This is a genomic window from Ketobacter sp. MCCC 1A13808, assembly GCF_009746715.1.
In the GTDB taxonomy this organism is placed as follows: domain Bacteria; phylum Pseudomonadota; class Gammaproteobacteria; order Pseudomonadales; family Ketobacteraceae; genus Ketobacter.
The window spans coordinates 41,219-58,692 of record NZ_VRKW01000005.1 but is presented as its reverse complement, the minus strand read 5'-3'; the positions used below and the strand labels follow the sequence as shown (position 1 = coordinate 58,692).

The 17,474-nt window shown below is 49.2% G+C and carries 14 protein-coding genes; 3 read left to right on the top strand and 11 right to left on the bottom strand.

The window, feature by feature from the left end; genetic code table 11:
- Positions 1-39: 39 nt before the first annotated feature.
- A complete protein-coding gene (gene mobA / locus FT643_RS11465) occupies positions 40-627 on the top strand; it encodes a molybdenum cofactor guanylyltransferase MobA (protein WP_156871542.1) in 588 nt (195 codons plus the stop codon).
- Positions 628-727: 100 nt separating this feature from the next.
- Here the strand turns inward: mobA and FT643_RS11460 are convergent, their stop codons facing one another.
- The 6 genes from FT643_RS11460 to FT643_RS11435 all read right to left on the bottom strand — a co-directional run bounded on the left by FT643_RS11460 (position 728) and on the right by FT643_RS11435 (position 7,424).
- The gene (locus tag FT643_RS11460) at positions 728-1,492 is read right to left on the bottom strand and encodes a hypothetical protein (RefSeq protein ID WP_156871541.1); all 765 of its coding nucleotides are present in this window, start codon (positions 1,490-1,492) and stop codon (positions 728-730) included.
- A gap of 575 nt (positions 1,493-2,067) precedes the next feature.
- Positions 2,068-2,718, bottom strand: a complete 651-nt coding sequence (gene adk, locus FT643_RS11455; RefSeq protein ID WP_156871540.1) for an adenylate kinase — start codon at positions 2,716-2,718, stop codon at positions 2,068-2,070.
- Between the two features lie 362 nt (positions 2,719-3,080).
- Positions 3,081-4,364 (bottom strand): c-type cytochrome biogenesis protein CcmI, encoded by a 1,284-nt coding sequence (gene ccmI, locus FT643_RS11450; protein ID WP_156871539.1) that lies wholly within the window; start codon positions 4,362-4,364, stop codon positions 3,081-3,083.
- A gap of 38 nt (positions 4,365-4,402) precedes the next feature.
- Positions 4,403-4,873 carry a cytochrome c-type biogenesis protein gene (locus FT643_RS11445; RefSeq protein WP_232340138.1) on the bottom strand — a complete coding sequence of 157 codons (471 nt, stop codon included), beginning with the start codon at positions 4,871-4,873 and terminating at the stop codon, positions 4,403-4,405.
- Positions 4,873-5,439 carry a DsbE family thiol:disulfide interchange protein gene (locus tag FT643_RS11440; protein WP_156871538.1) on the bottom strand — a complete coding sequence of 189 codons (567 nt, stop codon included), beginning with the start codon at positions 5,437-5,439 and terminating at the stop codon, positions 4,873-4,875. Before FT643_RS11440 ends, FT643_RS11445 begins: the two co-directional genes overlap by 1 nt.
- Positions 5,439-7,424, bottom strand: a complete 1,986-nt coding sequence (locus FT643_RS11435) for a heme lyase CcmF/NrfE family subunit (RefSeq protein ID WP_317622011.1) — start codon at positions 7,422-7,424, stop codon at positions 5,439-5,441. Before FT643_RS11435 ends, FT643_RS11440 begins: the two co-directional genes overlap by 1 nt.
- Before the next feature lie 474 nt (positions 7,425-7,898).
- On the opposite strand from FT643_RS11435, the gene fabA reads away from it, so the two are divergent.
- Both fabA and fabB read left to right on the top strand, forming a co-directional pair.
- Positions 7,899-8,414: a 3-hydroxyacyl-[acyl-carrier-protein] dehydratase FabA gene (gene fabA / locus FT643_RS11430; RefSeq protein WP_156871537.1), complete on the top strand. Its 516-nt coding sequence runs from the start codon at positions 7,899-7,901 to the stop codon at positions 8,412-8,414.
- A 63-nt stretch (positions 8,415-8,477) separates the two neighbouring features.
- Positions 8,478-9,695, top strand: coding sequence for a beta-ketoacyl-ACP synthase I (fabB, locus tag FT643_RS11425; protein ID WP_156871536.1), 1,218 nt, complete (start codon positions 8,478-8,480; stop codon positions 9,693-9,695).
- Between the two features lie 143 nt (positions 9,696-9,838).
- On the opposite strand, the gene FT643_RS11420 is transcribed toward fabB, so the two are convergent.
- From FT643_RS11420 to dnaE, 5 genes are all read right to left on the bottom strand, one after another.
- Positions 9,839-10,861: a porin gene (locus tag FT643_RS11420; protein ID WP_156871535.1), complete on the bottom strand. Its 1,023-nt coding sequence runs from the start codon at positions 10,859-10,861 to the stop codon at positions 9,839-9,841.
- Positions 10,862-11,264: 403 nt separating this feature from the next.
- Positions 11,265-11,996: a DUF2057 family protein gene (locus FT643_RS11415; RefSeq protein WP_156871534.1), complete on the bottom strand. Its 732-nt coding sequence runs from the start codon at positions 11,994-11,996 to the stop codon at positions 11,265-11,267.
- A 96-nt stretch (positions 11,997-12,092) separates the two neighbouring features.
- A complete protein-coding gene (locus tag FT643_RS11410; protein ID WP_317622010.1) occupies positions 12,093-12,878 on the bottom strand; it encodes a sulfite exporter TauE/SafE family protein in 786 nt (261 codons plus the stop codon).
- 9 nt (positions 12,879-12,887) lie between these two features.
- Entirely contained in the window at positions 12,888-13,841 is a 954-nt protein-coding gene (locus tag FT643_RS11405) for an acetyl-CoA carboxylase carboxyltransferase subunit alpha (protein ID WP_156871533.1), read from the bottom strand.
- A gap of 163 nt (positions 13,842-14,004) precedes the next feature.
- Entirely contained in the window at positions 14,005-17,472 is a 3,468-nt protein-coding gene (gene dnaE, locus FT643_RS11400) for a DNA polymerase III subunit alpha (RefSeq protein WP_156871532.1), read from the bottom strand.
- Positions 17,473-17,474: the final 2 nt, after the last annotated feature.

The window sequence follows — 17,474 nt, the reverse complement described above, 5'->3', positions numbered from 1 at the left end:
AACAGATTGAACGGGAATGTACCACACTCGGAGTCAACAATGGCAAAAACGGTTCATCCTGCGGTGAGCGCAATTATACTGGCAGGAGGAGAAGGACGGAGGATGGGTGGCGAGGATAAAGGCTGGCTGGACCTGAATGGTGTACCGTTAATCCGGCATGTTATTGATCGAGTCCGACCCCAGGTGAGCGACATCGTCATCAGCGCCAACCGCAACCTGCAACGCTACCACAGCTTGCCGTTTCCTATTATTCAGGACAGCACGCCCTACCTGGGGCCGTTGGGTGGAATTGCTGCCTGCCTGAAACACATTACAACGGAATACGCTCTTGTTATTCCCACCGATGCCCCGCTCGTTCCACAGGATTTGGTGACACAGCTTTATAACCACGCGCCTGCGCCTCTGGTGCTTTGCCGCGACTCGGAACGCTTGCAACCCTTGTTCGGGCTGTATCACCGCTCTCTTGCAGACTCGATAGATCAATTTCTCTTGCGGGGTGAGCGTAAGTTAGGGCTGTGGTGTAAACAACATCACCCGCTGATTGTCACCATTGGTGACAATCAGGTGTTTACAAACCTGAATTCCCCTGAAGATATCGCAAAATTTGAGAAAAATTGTCACAACTGAAGGTTAACAGCCATTCCATTGTTACCAACCTTGCTGAGTTGGCAAAAAAAAGCCCCTGAAAGGGGCTTTTTATAACGCAAAAAATCAGTCTGAAAACTGATTATGCTTTTTTAGGACGACCACGAGTTGATTTCTTGGCTGCAGTCCGCTTAGCAGGCGCTTTTTTCGCAGCTGTTTTCTTGGCTGGACCACGCTTCTTAGCAGGTGCTTTTTTCGCTGCTGGACGCTTGGCCGGAGTCGTTTTTTTCGCTACACGCTTCTTGGCTACGCGTCTTTTTGGCTTGGCAGCTGCTTTTTTCGCGATTGCTTTCTTCTTAGCAGCGGCTTTTTTCGCTGCCGCTTTTGCTTTCGCCGTTTCTTTCTTCTCTTTCGCCTTCACTTTCTTGGCATCAGCCGTTGAACGGGCTTTCTTCCAGCGTGCTTCGAAGGCTGCAATTGCCTTACTCATGTCTGCATCAGCACGTGCCGCCAACGAATCAGCAAAATCTTTGATCGTTGAGGCAGCTTTTTGCTCTGCTTCAGCGATTGAGGCTTCAACTTTAGCAACGGTGCTTGCAACTTTGGCGTTACGCAGTGCTTCGCGCTTCGCTTTCAGCTGCTCTGCCGCTTTAGCCGAGGCTCGTTTTGCAGATTCTGCAGAACGCTGTGCCATTTTAGTACCGGCTTTTTTAGCTGCATTGGTTTTGGCCTGGGCATCTTTCTTAGCTGCCGCGGCTTTCTTGGTTAGGTCATTTACTTCAGTTTGGGCTTTAGTTAATGCTGCCTCTGCTTTTTCAAGCATCGGGTTAGCAGAAACTGCTGCTGCTTTTGGTGCTGCTTTGCGTGCAGGACGCTTTTTAGCAGCCGCTCTTTTTGCTCTTGCCATGATTCTGTCTCCTCAGCTATGGCATATTTCGGACACACACATTTAGTACTACTTGTAAATGTGCTTAAGAAAAAGTAGCACAAAAAAAATGCATGTGATACATACACATGGCAATATTATTTAATAATTAATTTATTTCCAGCTTTAACCCCCCTTTTTTTAAAAAATCCCCCACTTTTTTTCAATTTCATTCAATTTTCATCGGCTTTTTAATCTTTCGGCACTGACAATATTCTTTTTTATGCTTTTCCGGCCGGGTAACTTTTTGAGTTTAATTATTCTGTTTCAGGAAACGCCAGCCAATTGAGCATTCCGTTTTTTAATTTTTGCGGGTGGCCGATGAAGTTTCCAGAGCAATAATTCAATCCGAGACAATTCAATCTGAGCTTTTGTAAAACCACGAAGTCCAATCTTGAAGCTCGCTTTAAATTATAATTTCTGGCGCGTCTTCGCCACCTTGTTCCAACGTAAATAAGCCCTTATAAATCCAAATCTGGACAAAAAAAAAGACACCTCAAGGTGTCTTTTCCTCTGCTCCGATCTGGTAACAATTTATCGGAATAACTGAATCCGGACTATTTAATCGAAGCCATGACTGCTGCCGTGATGTCTTCCACCGATCCAACACCCTCTACCCGACTGTATTTTGTGTTTGCAGTGCCCTCAGCCGCCAGATTTTTATAAAAATCCACAAGCGGTGCTGTTTGACTGTGATAAACATCCAGGCGCTTACGGACAGTGTCTTCTTTATCGTCGTCCCGCTGCACTAAGTCTTCCCCGGTAGCATCGTCTTTGCCTTCAACCTTAGGCGGATTATAAGTGACATGATAAACACGTCCTGAGCCCGGATGAACGCGGCGACCACTTAAACGCTTAACGATTTCTTCGTCCTTAACCGCAATTTCCAAAACATGATCAATTTCGATTCCCGCCGCTTGCAACGCCTCGGCCTGGGGAATAGTGCGGGGGAATCCATCAAACAAAAACCCATTCTGACAATCGGCTTCCCGAATTCGCTCTTTAACCAAACCAATAATAATCTCATCGGAAACCAGCTGCCCTGCATCCATTACTTTTTTAGCTGCTAGTCCAAGCTCGGTCCCTGCTTTTACGGCCGCGCGTAACATATCGCCAGTCGATATCTGAGGTATGCCGAATTTTTCCGTGATGTATTGGGCCTGGGTTCCTTTTCCAGCGCCTGGGGCACCTAATAAAATGATACGCATCGAGATTGACTCCATAGTAGGTTGTATAAAACAGGGCACGGCGCGATTAAGCCTAAATCACAAACGGAAATCGCTGCAAAATTCAGATTAGTATTCTCTACTTTCGCATTATTGTTGTGGCAGGAAAACACGCATTCAGAGTATGCGGTACACCTTATTTATTGGCCTTGCCTGAAACGTTAAATTAATTAAATGTTGTCCACCGCCAGGGGAGTACACTGACATTACCGGCGTAGAAAAGAATCGCCAAACATACACATGAAAAGGCTGCGATACAAGCCCACCCCTACTCTGCACCTAAACCTTTGTTTTTAAAAGCCTCAAAAGAATTTCTTACACTCTATTGACAGGCCCTATTCTGGCTAAGGCATGCGATTTTCGATGCGCAGCGACGCGGATTGTGCACCGGATTTGAGCTCCAGAACCTGCGTTGGTCCCACCCAGTCCCCGGATTGGGGGATCGCATTACCCGTTGGCGAGATACGCGCCTGCACAACCACCTTATCAAATTTGGACAACGTCATTGTGGGGGTCATCGCATTTTCATCGCTCAGAACGGCTGCCACCGGCCAATCGGCTACCGGCTGTCGTACCACCGCCAACGGTAGCGGCGGACCTTGTGCCGCCTTTGCATAGATAAAGAGTATGTCACTGCTTTTTAGCTGGCTTTTAACCTCAGGGGCAATATCGACACGCACATTAATTACCGGCTTAACCGCTGTTTGCGCAGCGGGGTCGGCGTGTTCAGACCTGGCCTCTGGCATCGAAGCCGATTGTTGGCGCGCCATAGCAACGCTTTTTTGGAGTAGTTCAGCAGCCCGGGGATCCGTCTGCGGACGGTCAAGATACGCCTGCCATACCCCGACTGCGGATTTCGGATCGCCACTTTGAAATAGAGCCATGCCCAGTGACATATACGGCTTTGGGTTATCCGGTTGCTGTTGAATCAAAAGCTCCAGATTCTGGCGAATTTCCGTGGTCAGCTCCCCCCCGTTTGCTGACAGTGCCGACTGGGTATAACCCATCACGTAATCGACGTTGTCAGGATCCAGACTCAACGCACGCCGAAACGCCAGTTCACTCTGCTGTGGCATGCGGAGCTGTAAATAGCTGAGCCCCAGCATGTACCAGGCACGATGGTCTTCCGGGTGAGTTTGGATCTTTTTCTGTAACGCCCTAATCAAATCATCAAGCCCCACCCCTTCCTTTTCAACGGCTTCGTAGTCTCCCGCCATCAGTATCGGAAGTATCCGCTCCATCTTTTTTTGCTGGTCGAACCACTGCCCGACTTCGGGCCGATAACCTTCGGACCAGTACACAATAAAGGCGGCGACAGGAACAATTACGATCAGTGGCAATACCAGACTCAAATGACCGGAACGCTTTAATTTCTGATCAGGCTGACTGGCCTCGACGTCGTCAAGCAGGGTCAATTCAAGCTCTTTTTTTAACGGCTCATAATCCGAGGCAAGAATTCGTCCTTCCTGCAGGTCTTGATCCAGTTCTTTCAAGCGGTCCCGGTAAACCATGGAATTGATCACGTCCCCAGACAGCTCGTGCTGATCCTGATACTTGATCACGGGAATAATAATCATGAGCATACCGACTAAGGCCATAGCGCCCATTAATACCCAAAGCAGGGTCATAAAACAGATATCCTATTAACAATGATTTTCAGCGGTTTTCACCGATCAACCTGATCCAGTTTTTTCATTAAAGCATCGACCTTATCCCGCTGTTCCGGATCCAGCTCGGCTTTTCCTGATGCGCCTGATTTGAGTTTATAAACCAACAAAACCACAGTGGCGAACAGTGCCAAAACAAAAGGACCGAACCAAAGAAACCAGGTGATGGGTTTAACCGGCGGACGGTAGGTTACGAAGTTTCCGTAGCGTTCAACCATATAATCTGTGATTTCTTGATTACTTTTGCCTTCAACAATGAGCTTGTGCGCACGATCTTTAATGTCTTTAGCCAACCCGGCATTGGAATCTGAAATATTCTGGTTCTGGCATTTGGGGCAACGTAGCTCCTCCACCAATACCCGAAACCGTTGCTCATCCTGATAATTTTCAAATTCATAAGCATCGATGGTCGCGACTGCAGGCAAACAAAACGCCATGAGTGCCAGCGATAACAAAATCGGTTTACACATCAGGATTTCTCCACGTCCGGCACCGGGCTGTGTGTCCCACCCATTGCCCGCCATTTTGGCCATAGGGTTTCACGCCAAACCTCCGGTGATATAACCCCGACGTGGCGATAACGAATCACCCCGTCAGAGTCGATCAAAAATGTTTCCGGGGCACCGTAAACACCCAGGTCTAACCCCAGGTCGCCTTTCGTATCGTAGATATTGAATTCAAACGGATTGCCGTGAATGTCCAGGTATTTCTGCGCTGCCATTCGTTCATCTTTATAATTGAGCCCGATGATGCGGATGCCGTTTTCAGCCAATTGAATCAACATCGGATGCTCCAACTGACAGGACGGGCACCAGGTAGCCCACACATTCAGCAGCAAAGGCCCCTTAATCATCTGTTCCGTTATCTGCTGTTCCGGCTCAGCCAGTGTATTGAGATTGAAAGCCGGCACCTGATGATCCACACGCGTGGATGGCAGCAATGAAGGATCGGAATGCAACGCCCGCGCAAAGAAATAGCCCAACAGCAGAAACAGTACCAAAGGCACCGAATATAAAAGCAGTTTACCGCGACTCATCAACTATGGCCCCCCAGTAAGCCCGATGCAGCACCTCTCGCCTTGCTGGTCAGTTTAATGCGGTAACGGCGATCACTCAGCGCGATAAATCCGCCCAAAGCCATAATCATGGCTCCCCCCCATACCCAGCGCATAAAGGGCTTGAAATAAATACGGATGGCCCAACTCCCATCCCCCAGGGATTCGCCTAAAGCAACATACAGGTCACGACTGAACCCAGCGTCAATGGCCGCTTCGGTCATCACATCCCGGCGCACATGGTAATGGCGTTTTTCCGGAGTCAGAAATGCAACGGCTTTACCGCCTTTGCTCACCGCAACCAAACCCCGGGTCGCTGCATAGTTGGGTCCTTCCACTTCTTCGATACCATCAAATACGAACAGGTACGGGCCGATTTCCACTTCGTCACCGGCTGACATCCTCACATCACGCTCCACATCATAACTGGATGTCATGGTAATTCCGGCAACGGTAATGGCAAAGCCGATGTGCGCAATCACCATGCCCCGGTAGCTTAATGATAAACGCCGGAATCCGGCCACCAGGCCGCCTTTGGCGGTCTGCATTTTTTTGAACGCTTCAAACAATGAATGCCACACCACCCAAACACAAAGGCTCAACGCAACAAACACCATCCAATTCCAACCTGCATCAAATATCCACAAACACAGGGCTGCGATCGACACCGAGATAAACGCCGCTTGTATTAGGGTTCGCTTCAGCATCGTTATGTTGTGGCGCTTCCAGTTCACCAACGGCCCGATGCCGGAAAACACCATAATAATGAGCGCAATCGGGGTAAAAGCGATATTGAAAAAAGGTGCCCCCACCGAAATTTTTCCTAATCCCAGGACATCAAAAAGGATCGGATACAGAGTACCGACCAGCACCACACCCGTGGCACAGATCAGAATAATATTGTTGATCAGCAAAAAGACTTCACGCGAAAAAAGGTCGTATTGGCTCTCACTTTTCAAGGCGTGGGCACGAATCGCAAACAATGCCAGGGAGCCCCCGACCACCATTAATAAAAACACCAATATAAAGAAGCCTCGCTCGGGATCCGCGGCGAATGCGTGCACCGATGTCAGCACCCCGGAACGCACCAGAAACGTGCCCAGCAAACTGAGGGAAAAAGCCGTGATTGCCAATAAAACCGTCCAGGCTTTGAAAACCCCTCTTTTTTCTGTGACCGCCAGAGAATGAATCAGCGCAGTACCCGCCAGCCAGGGCATAAAGGATGCGTTTTCGACCGGGTCCCAAAACCACCAGCCGCCCCAACCCAATTCGTAATAAGCCCACCAACTGCCCAGAGCAATGCCTATGGTTAGAAAACACCAGGCGATGGTGGTCCAGGGACGGGACCATCGAGCCCAAGCACTATCGAGACGACCGCCCAATAAGCCTGCAATGGCAAATGCGAACGCAACAGAAAATCCAACGTACCCCATGTACAGCATGGGCGGATGCACAATGAGTCCGGGATCCTGCAACAGCGGATTGAGATCGCCACCATCAGGCGGAAAATCCGGAAGCAGGCGGGCAAATGGATTAGAGGTAAATAGAAGAAAAGAATTGAAACCTACCGCAATCAGGCCCATTACACCTAACACCCGGGCTACCACCACCAGGGGAAGATGGCTGCTCCACATGGCTACAGCTCCGGTCCACCCGGCTAACACCAATGCCCACAACAAAAGCGAACCTTCATGACCGCCCCAAACCGCCGATATTTTATACCCTACGGGTAACAGGGTATTGGAGTGATTGGCGACATAGGACACAGTAAAATCATTTTTGACAAAGCTGTAAGCCAATAGCACAAATGCGACAACCAAAAACAAAAGCTGCGCATAGGATGCAGGCCTGGCGACCACCATCCAGCGCCGGTTTCCCTGGGCAGCGCCGGCTAATGGTACAACGGCCTGAACCGCTGCCAGTACCAACGCCATAACTATGGCAAAATTTCCAATCTCAGGAATCACAAGCTGACCTCTTGTTAGCCTTGCAGGGCTTTAATATGGCTCGAAAAAATCGCCGCTTACCATACCACAACCTCTACACAGAGACACCCGAACACCGGCCTGGCAACCACCTGACACACAAAAGTCGCCTTATTAGCTCCCTTTGCATTCTTAAGCCGCTTGACTGCCTGAAATTCACCGCCCTTGGGCCATAAACCGGCGTATCGGATTAACATATTCAAATACAATTTAAACTATTGACCTGTCGATTCTTACTTACAGAACAGATACCATATCTCACTGAATACTCAATGACTCTTGCTGGCCAGGCGCAGACAAACAAAGATATAAAAACAATAAAACTCAAACGCTTAGCCCGGCAACTTGATTTTTCCATCTGGCATTCTGTTGGAGCGCATTTGCGATATCTCCGCTTTTCAACGGATTGCGAGTAAATGTACGCAAACTATTCATCTATAAAAGCCACAATTAACCATGAATCAAAAAAACTCCTACACTCGTGAAGAACTTTTAGACTGCGGCCACGGCAAATTGTTCGGGCCAGGAAACGCACGCCTGCCACTTCCGAATATGCTTATGATGGACCGCATCACCCATATCAGTGCCGAGGGCGGCACACACGGTAAAGGGGAGATTCGTGCTGAACTGGATATCGACCCCAGCCTGTGGTTTTTCGATTGTCATTTTGAAGAAGATCCGGTTATGCCGGGCTGCCTGGGGCTGGATGCCATGTGGCAACTGGTGGGCTTTTTCCTGGGCTGGAAAGGCAATCCGGGCAGAGGCCGGGCGTTAGGATCCGGCGAAGTGAAATTCTTCGGGCAGGTATTACCGACTGCTAAATTATTACGTTACGAGATTCAAATGAAACGAGTGATTGAACGCAAACTTGTAATGGGCATCGCTGATGCTTCACTGCATGTCGACGGACGGGAAATATACACCGCGAAGGATTTGCGTGTGGGTCTGTTCACCTCAACAGACAACTTTTAACAGGACGTGCTGAAAACAACATAACAAAAAATCAATGTCAGCCATTTAACAAAGGGTTTTACCATGAAACGCGTAGTGGTTACTGGTATGGGCATCGTGTCCTGCCTCGGGAACGATCAGACAACTGTCACCGAATCTTTACGGAGCGGACAATCCGGTATTCGATTTAAAGAGGAATACAAAGAGATGGGTTTGCGCAGCAATGTTGCAGGCCAGGTAGACATCAATATAGAAGACTATATTGATCGCAAGCCACTTCGCTTTATGGGCGGGGCTGCCGCATACGCCTATATTTCCATGCAAAAAGCCATTGAAGACTCGGGCCTGACCGATGACCAGGTGTCCAATATTCGCACCGGTATCGTTGCCGGCTCCGGTGGTGGCAGCTCCAGCAACCAGGTACTGGCTGCAGACCTGCTGCGCGAGAAAGGTGTTAAACGTGTTGGGCCCTACATGGTGCCCCGGGTGATGACCAGCACCGTTTCCGCCTGCCTGGCAACCCCGTTTAAAATTAAAGGGGTTAACTATTCAATCACCTCGGCCTGCTCCACGAGTGCACACTGCATCGGCCATGCTATGGAGCTGATTCAACTGGGCAAACAAGATGTGGTGTTTGCCGGCGGCGGAGAAGAAGAGCACTGGACGCTAACTTGCTTGTTCGATGCCATGGGTGCGCTGTCGACGAAATACAACGACACACCAGAAAAGGCATCCCGCGCCTTTGATGCTGCCCGTGACGGATTCGTTATTGCCGGTGGCGGGGGCATGCTGGTGCTGGAAGAATACGAACACGCTAAAGCCCGTGGTGCGAAAATCTATGCTGAGTTGGTGGGCTACGGTGCCACATCCGACGGTGTGGATATGGTGGCCCCTTCCGGGGAAGGCGCAATGCGTTGTATGCAACTGGCGATGTCCACGGTGAACGGTGGCGTAGACTATATCAATGCCCACGGAACCAGCACGCCAGTGGGCGATGTGGCGGAAATGGGGGCGGTACGGGAGATCTTTAACGGCGGCAAGATGCCGGTGGTGGGTTCGACCAAGTCCTTTACCGGTCACTCATTGGGTGCCGCCGGTGTGCAGGAAGCGATTTACAGTTTGCTCATGATGCAGCATGATTTTATCGCCGAATCCATTAATATCGACAACCTGGATCCAAAACTGGAAGGCGCCAATGTTGCCCGCAGCCGGATTGACAACGCAGGCGTCCGCACAGCAATGTCAAACAGCTTTGGTTTTGGTGGCACCAATGCTACGCTGGTTTTTCAGAAGATTGATTAACTGGCACTCACACTGTACGATGAAAGGCAGCTTAAAAGCTGCCTTTTTTGTGGGGGTCTCAAGCACCCTCTGAACATAAAAACGCCAGCATAATATCGCTGGCGTTTTTATGTTATCTAAATTGATCTATCGTGAAAATCAACTTAGAACTTGTGCTCCATACCCACCTGGAACGTGTTTAATTCTGCTCCATCGTCTTCTTCCAGAGCTATGTAATTCGCAAACAGCTTGGACTGCTTGCTTAGACTATGATCGAAACCAATACCATACTGTGTGAGCTCATATGTTGCGGCTGACCCGCCAACTACTGTTTTCACGTCCGTTTCAGAATAACCGTATTGGGCTCTCAATTTATTGCTTTCACCTAATTTCAGGCCAGCACTCAGCACGTAGCCTTCCTGCTCTTCAGGTTCCCCAAGAGCTGCATCATCAGATGTTTCGGAAGTTGAGAACAAAAAGCCGAGTTCAAACATGTCCAGTTTTAGACCAGCAGTAAAACGAACGCTATCCCAAGCAACACTATCAATAAACGATTTGATTTCAGTCACTATGCTGTCGTCCATAGCCACCGCCAGATACAACATATCTGTAGAGTAAACAACAGCTGCTGAAAATGAATCTGCAGCACCGTCATCACCACTCACCGGAGGTGTTCCTGCAGGCTCACCGTCTTCACCGGGCATCCATGCTACATTTATAGTAAACGCATCGGCGAGCGCTGGTGTTGAATATTGCAGTGTATTTGAAACCCGCTCTTCACCTAAAACCACATAACCGATATCACCAAACTGCATATCGTTGAACTGATCAATTTTGCCTTGAGACAATTTCAACGGACTATCAAATTTACCGGCTTTAAATAGACCCCAACTCCCTTCCAGTCCAGCAAAAATATCCCGCTGAGAAAATGGAGCAGACCCACCATCGTCAACATTAATATCATACTCAGCTTGATAAATTACAGACAGGTTATCGTTAATTTCTTCAGAGCCTTTGATACCCAAACGAGATGCGTTGCTATTCAGCTGCACTTCGTCGTACTCATCGTAATCAACAGCTTCATAGGTAACATTCATTTTACCGTAGACAGTGGGTCCGTCTGCCAACGCAATACCAGGCATAGCAATAGCAGCACCAATAGCTAAAGGAAGCAATCTAACTTTCATTTTTCTCTCCTAAGAAGGTCCGAGGTTTTTTTCGCAATATGTCGGCTTACAAACGCTGCGAAGTATGAATGTGGCAGATTACACTTTCGTGACATTCACGTTGTTTGAACTCAATTCCCTGAGCAAAATGTGCACGAAATTTACGAGTCAGGTTCCGGTAGGTAAAACCCTTAATTACCGGCGTAAAATTCGTGGTTTCCCACCATTTCTGCCACTCTTCGCAACGATCATAAACAGCAACATTAATAAGTCACCTTTCTAATTAGGCTACGGCGACATTGCAATTATATGACACTTGAATGAAATGCAAAGTAATGTCTGCATTAAAATCGCCCGTTTGCGGGCAATCTAATAGCTGCTTACACATTACATCCGCGTCGATGCCGGCTAATTGGGTGTCCGGTTATTGCTTTCTCAGATTCACCCAGCGTAAAAATTCTTCTCGCTCGGCCTCAGACGCCCTATCCCACACTTGCTGCAAAATCAAAAGCGGTGAAGGTATATTTTCAGGTAAGACTTGTGCTGCGGGGATATCCCTACTCTGCGGAATCTCTTGCTCCGGTGCAATGGCAACGGCACTATCCGCTGCACCCGTCGCAACGTTACGGGTTGCAGAGGTGTTTACCTGATCAGATTCGAATTCGTAGACAGGTGCAGCGGCCGATCTGAGTGTTGTCATAAAGGTACGTGGACGACTCAGCTCCACCTTCGCTTCAATGGCCTTGTTACTACCTATTTCCGTCACCAAAAATTCTGGATTTTCAGCAAAGTCTTTGGCTTCTTGCAAGGTTTTCTGGGGTTGATTACCGATAAAGTACTCTTTACCCGGCTCTGCGTTGAACGTGATTTTTGCCGGACGTGACACCACTTTGTCAAAGTCGTCGTCTGAAATATCAAATATATCGGAATATTCCGCAATGAGCGTATGCTGTCCAGCGCCCACCTGATAGCGAATCTTTTGACCGATAAAACCATCCGCCACCGGAGTATTATCAATATATTTTATCAACACCGTGTCATCGGATTGAATCAACGCTGCGTGCTCATCCGCTCCGTCATACAGATCCTGAACCTTGTGGTTCGCACAAGCCACCAGAAAAAAAGCTAACAATACGGGAAGAAGGAAGCGAGTCATAATTAGGGTCCTTTAGAAGCTCGGCGCAGGCTATTACGTGTTTATTGCAAAAGCGTGACATTACCCTAACCGCGGGGGGGATGAAAGCCGGATTCGCTATCCAATGACCAACTTGATACCTACTACAACCAAAAGGGCAGCAAATATTTTCTTGAGGGTCGCCGCAGGAAGTCTGTGTGCCCAATGGGCTCCAATTTGGGAGAATACCACACTGGTAATGGCGATACCGATCAACGCAGGAATGTAGATATAGCCCACACTGTGTGGTGGTAAACCAGCTTCGTTCCAGCCGGTATAGATAAACCCGGCAGAGCCGGCCACCGCTATAGGCAGCCCACCGGCAGCGGAGGTTGCCACTGCCTGTTGCATCTTCATATTACACCAGGAGAAAAAAGGCACACTGAGTGAGCCGCCGCCGATACCGAAGATTGCAGAAATAGAACCGATTATGCCCCCTGCCAAAACCAGACCCGGCTTCCCCGGCAAAGCACGAGAGGGTTTTGCTTTCTTACCCGCCGCCATTTGCAAGGCCAGTAGAATTGCGAAGCATCCAAGTAATATTTGAAGGATGCGACCATGCAGCAAATCCGCCAATTTAGCACCAAGCAGCGCGCCTGCCGATAAGCCTACCGCAAACCACAGAAATACCGACCAGACAACGGCGCCATTTCTATGGTGTTGATAAGCGGATCCGGAGGAAGTCACGATCATCGTGGCCAGCGCCGTCCCCACCGCCATGTGTGTCAACACTTCCGGTGAGAACCCTTGCGAAGTAAATGCGTAAATCAGCACCGGCACAATGATCAGGCCGCCACCCACGCCAAGCAAACCGGCGGCCAATCCGGCAACAATTCCCAGCACCGGATAGATCAGTAATTCCACTAGATAGGGTTACCCGCTGAAACCGTAGCTCATTAAACGTTGATAGCGCTCTGACATCAGGGTTTCTTCGTCTTTGGAAGACAACCGCTCCAGATTTTCGATGAGTGCGGCCTTCATTGCATCAGCAACCACGTCGTAATTTCGGTGTCCACCGCCCAACGGCTCCGGTATCACCTGATCCACCAACCCGAGTTCATGCAGACGCTCGGCAGTCAATCCCATGGCTTCGGCAGCATCAGAGGCATATTCAGCACTCTTCCAGAGAATGGAGGCACAGCCTTCCGGTGAAATAACGGCATAGGTGCTGTATTGCAACATTTGTAAATGGTCACACACACCAATAGCCAACGCACCGCCGGAGCCGCCCTCTCCAATTACGGTAGCGATAATAGGAGTACGCAAGCTGGCCATCACTGCCAAATTGCGTGCAATGGCCTCGCTTTGGCCACGCTCTTCTGCTTCGATACCCGGGTATGCACCCGGGGTATCAATAAAGGTGAGTACCGGCATTTTGAATCGTTCTGCCATTTGCATCAATCGCATGGCTTTGCGGTAGCCGTCCGGTTGCGGCATACCGAAATTGCGCAGCACTTTTTCTTTGATATCGCGGCCCTTTTGATGGCCGATAATCATCACCGGCTTTCCGTCCAGGCGGGCCACACCACCAACAATTGCTTTGTCGTCTGCAAAGGTACGATCCCCGTGCAGCTCATCAAAGTCACTGAAAATCCGTTTTATGTGATCGAACGTGTAAGGACGCTGGGGATGCCGCGCCAATTGGGCAATTTGCCATGAAGTTAATTCCGAAAAGATACTTTCCGTCAGCGACAGGCTCTTTTCTTTTAACAGTTTTACCTCATCGTTGATATTGAGGTCTGAGCCTTTGCCAAGATTACGCAATTCATCAATCTTGGATTCCAATTCAGCAATGGGTTGCTCGAAATCCAAATAGTTAGGATTCATAGTTTACTGATCCTGTTACGTTGTTATTTTGAGGAGAATGGAGCTGCCTCTACCTTAAAGTAAGCAGCTAAAGCTGTCGACTAGATGATCGATCCGCCATACCCCGAATTTGTGGCAAAATGTTATTTATGCTCATATTTTGCCGCGAAGCCGGATTCTGTCATTATCGATACAGCACTTTAAGGGAGCGCTCTCCACAAAGCTGCTCTAATTGTTTAATCAATTCCGCCTTCGGCGAAATCCGCCAGTCGTCCCCTAAATACAAGCGACCATTGGCACCTTGTCTGGAATACTGCACCCGCACCCGGCAGCCACCTTCCCGGTAGGGCTCCAGCGCCTGTTGCAGTTGACGGCTAAAATCATTAGACAGCACCGAGTGATCAATATCCAGACTGATCAGGCGTGCATAGTTTTCACGGGCTTGGGCGATGCTGAACACCTTCCGCGTTACCATTTTCAAGCCTCCGGAGTATTCGTCGATGCTGACGTCCCCTTCCACCACCAAAATAGCGTCCTTAATCAGCTGATCCTTATACTCTTCATAGGTGTCTGAAAAAATGGAAACCTCCAGCCGGCCACTTTTGTCGTCCAGCGTCAGAAACGCCATCTTGTCACCGCGTTTACTTTTCATGACCCGCATCGCAATAATCAAACCCGAGACGATAGAACGGGACTCGCGGGTATTACCGGGTTTGACGTCGGCAATACGGCAGGTTACGAAATGCGAAATTTCATCCAGATATTGGTCAATAGGATGACCGGTGAGATAGAGACCCAAAGTGTCTTTTTCACCGTTCAGGCGTTCGTCATCGCTCCAGGGCTTGGCCTTTATCCATTCAGGTTCCGGGGCCGACTCATCGTCGATGGAACCGAACATATCCATAATACCGATGGCCTGGTTGTTGTTTTCCTGTTCGGCGTAACGGGTGGCTTCCTGCAAATTGGCCATCAACGTGGCACGGTCAGGGCCAAGCTTGTCCAGTGCCCCCGCACGTATTAACGCTTCCATGGCGCGCCGGTTGAGTTTTTTCAAATCCACGCGACGGCAGAACTCGAATAGATTCTTATACGGTTTGTCAGCTTCGCGGCCTTCCAGGATAGCGTCGATAGGACCTTCGCCCAAACCTTTTATCGCACCCAAGCCATACACAATTTCACTGCGTTCGTTTACCGTAAATTTATATTGGCTGACGTTGACGTCCGGTGTGACAATGGTAATTTGCATGCGCCGGCACTCATCAATCAACGTCACCACTTTATCGGTGTTGTGCATATCCGCAGACAAGACCGCAGCCATAAAGCCGCTGGGATAATGCGCTTTCAACCAGGCTGTCTGATAGGATACCAATGCATAGGCAGCCGAGTGGGATTTGTTAAAACCGTACTTCGCAAATTCCTCCATGGTGTCGAAGATATCGGTTGATAACTTTTCATCAATGCCGTTTCTAGCACAACCGTCTACAAACACGGCCCGCTGTTGAGCCATTACATCGGCTTTTTTCTTACCCATTGCGCGGCGCAACAGGTCGGCACCACCAAGAGTGAAATCCGCTAGCACCTGCGGAATCAACATAACCTGTTCCTGATACAAAATGGTTCCATAGGTGGTATCAAGAATCGGCTGCAAATCCGGATGCGGGTAATCCACTTTTTGCCTGCCGTGTTTACGGGCAATAAAGTCGTCCACCATACCGGAGCCCAGCGGGCCCGGCCGGAACAGCGCGACCAACGCAACTATATCTTCGAATGTGTTAGGCTTAAGCCGCTTGATCAAATCTTTCATACCCCGTGATTCCAACTGGAATACGGCGGTGGTTTCAGCCTTTTGCAGCAGATCGAACGAGGTAGAATCATCAAGAGGAATACGGGCAATATCCACTTCCGGTTTACCTTGTTTTTGCAGAATCGGATTAATGGTTTTCAAAGCCCAATCGACGATAGTCAAGGTACGCAGCCCCAAAAAGTCGAACTTGACCAAGCCCGCAGACTCTACATCATCCTTATCGAATTGCGTTACCAGATTATTACCCTGCTCGTCGCAATACAGCGGAACGTAATCCGTCAGGGCAGAAGGCGCAATGACAACTCCCCCCGCGTGTTTGCCCACGTTACGGGTTACCCCTTCCAGCTTGAGCGCCATTTCCAGCAATTCACGCACGTCTTCATCGCGGTCGAATAATTCCTGCAGCTGTGGCTCCTGCTCCAACGCTTTGGTCAGGGTCATACCCACCTCAAACGGGATTAACTTGGCAATACGGTCCACAAAGCCATAGGAACGGCTTTGCACCCTACCCACATCACGCACCACCGCCTTCGCCGCCATGGTTCCGAAAGTAATAATCTGACTTACTGCATTGCGACCGTATTTCTCCGCCACATACTCAATAACGCGGTCGCGTCCATCCATGCAAAAATCCACATCAAAGTCAGGCATGGATACCCGTTCCGGATTGAGGAATCGCTCAAACAGCAAATCGTATTCCAAGGGATCAAGATCGGTGATTTTCAAAACGTAGGCGACCAGGGAGCCGGCTCCGGAACCACGTCCGGGGCCCACCGGTACACCATTATTTTTGGCCCACTGAATAAAATCAGCAACAATAAGAAAGTAACCGGGAAACCCCATTTGCAGTATGACATCCAACTCGATCTGCAAACGTTCATCGTAAGGCTTGCGAATTTCGGCAAAATCCGGCGCAGCCGGATCAAACAAAAATGCCAACCGCTCTTCCAGGCCTTTTCTGGATTCGTCTATCATGAATTCATCCAGAGTCATGCCTTGCGGCACTGGATAATCCGGTAGATAGTAGGTACCAAGGGGAATCTCGAAACTACAGCGCTTGGCGATTTCCAGCGTATTTTCGATGGCTTCGGGAATATCGGCAAACAGTTCGCACATGGCTTCCGGCGCTTTAAGATATTGCTCTTCGCTGTAACGTTGCTCGCGACTGGTATCCTCTAATGTCCAGCCTTCATAGATACACACCCGGACTTCATGGGCCTCATAGTCTTCTTTATTAATGAAGCGCACATCGTTGGTAGCCACTACAGGGCAATCATTTTGTGCAGCCAGATCTACTGCAAGGTGTAGATAAGTTTCGTCGTCCTGACGCTGGGTACGCTGTAACTCAAGATAAAAACTGTCAGGGAACAGGCCCATGTATTCCTGAACCAAGTCATTTGCTTTGTCTGCTTTGCCTGATAATAAAGCGCGACCTATCTCAGCCTGCTTGCCACCGGACAGGCAAATCAAACCCTCGGTTTTCTGCTTCAGGTACTCCCTTGAAATGATCGCTTTATCCAGCTTCTGACCGTGCAGATAAGCTTCCGACACCAATTCGGTCAGATTACGGTAACCCTGCATGTTTCTCGCCAGCACTACAATTTGGCTGGGCGGGTCTTCACTATGGGCGGATTCAATGAGTATATCTGCACCAAAAATAGGTTTGATCCCCGCCCCGGTGGTTGCGCGCTGAAACTTCACCAACGCAAACAGATTACAGAAATCAGTCATGGCAATAGCAGGCATATTCATGGCCGAAGCGGCTTTCGCCATGGGCTTTATGCGAACCAGGCCATCAACCAAAGAAAATTCTGTATGAACACGAAGATGTACAAATGAAGAACTCATAT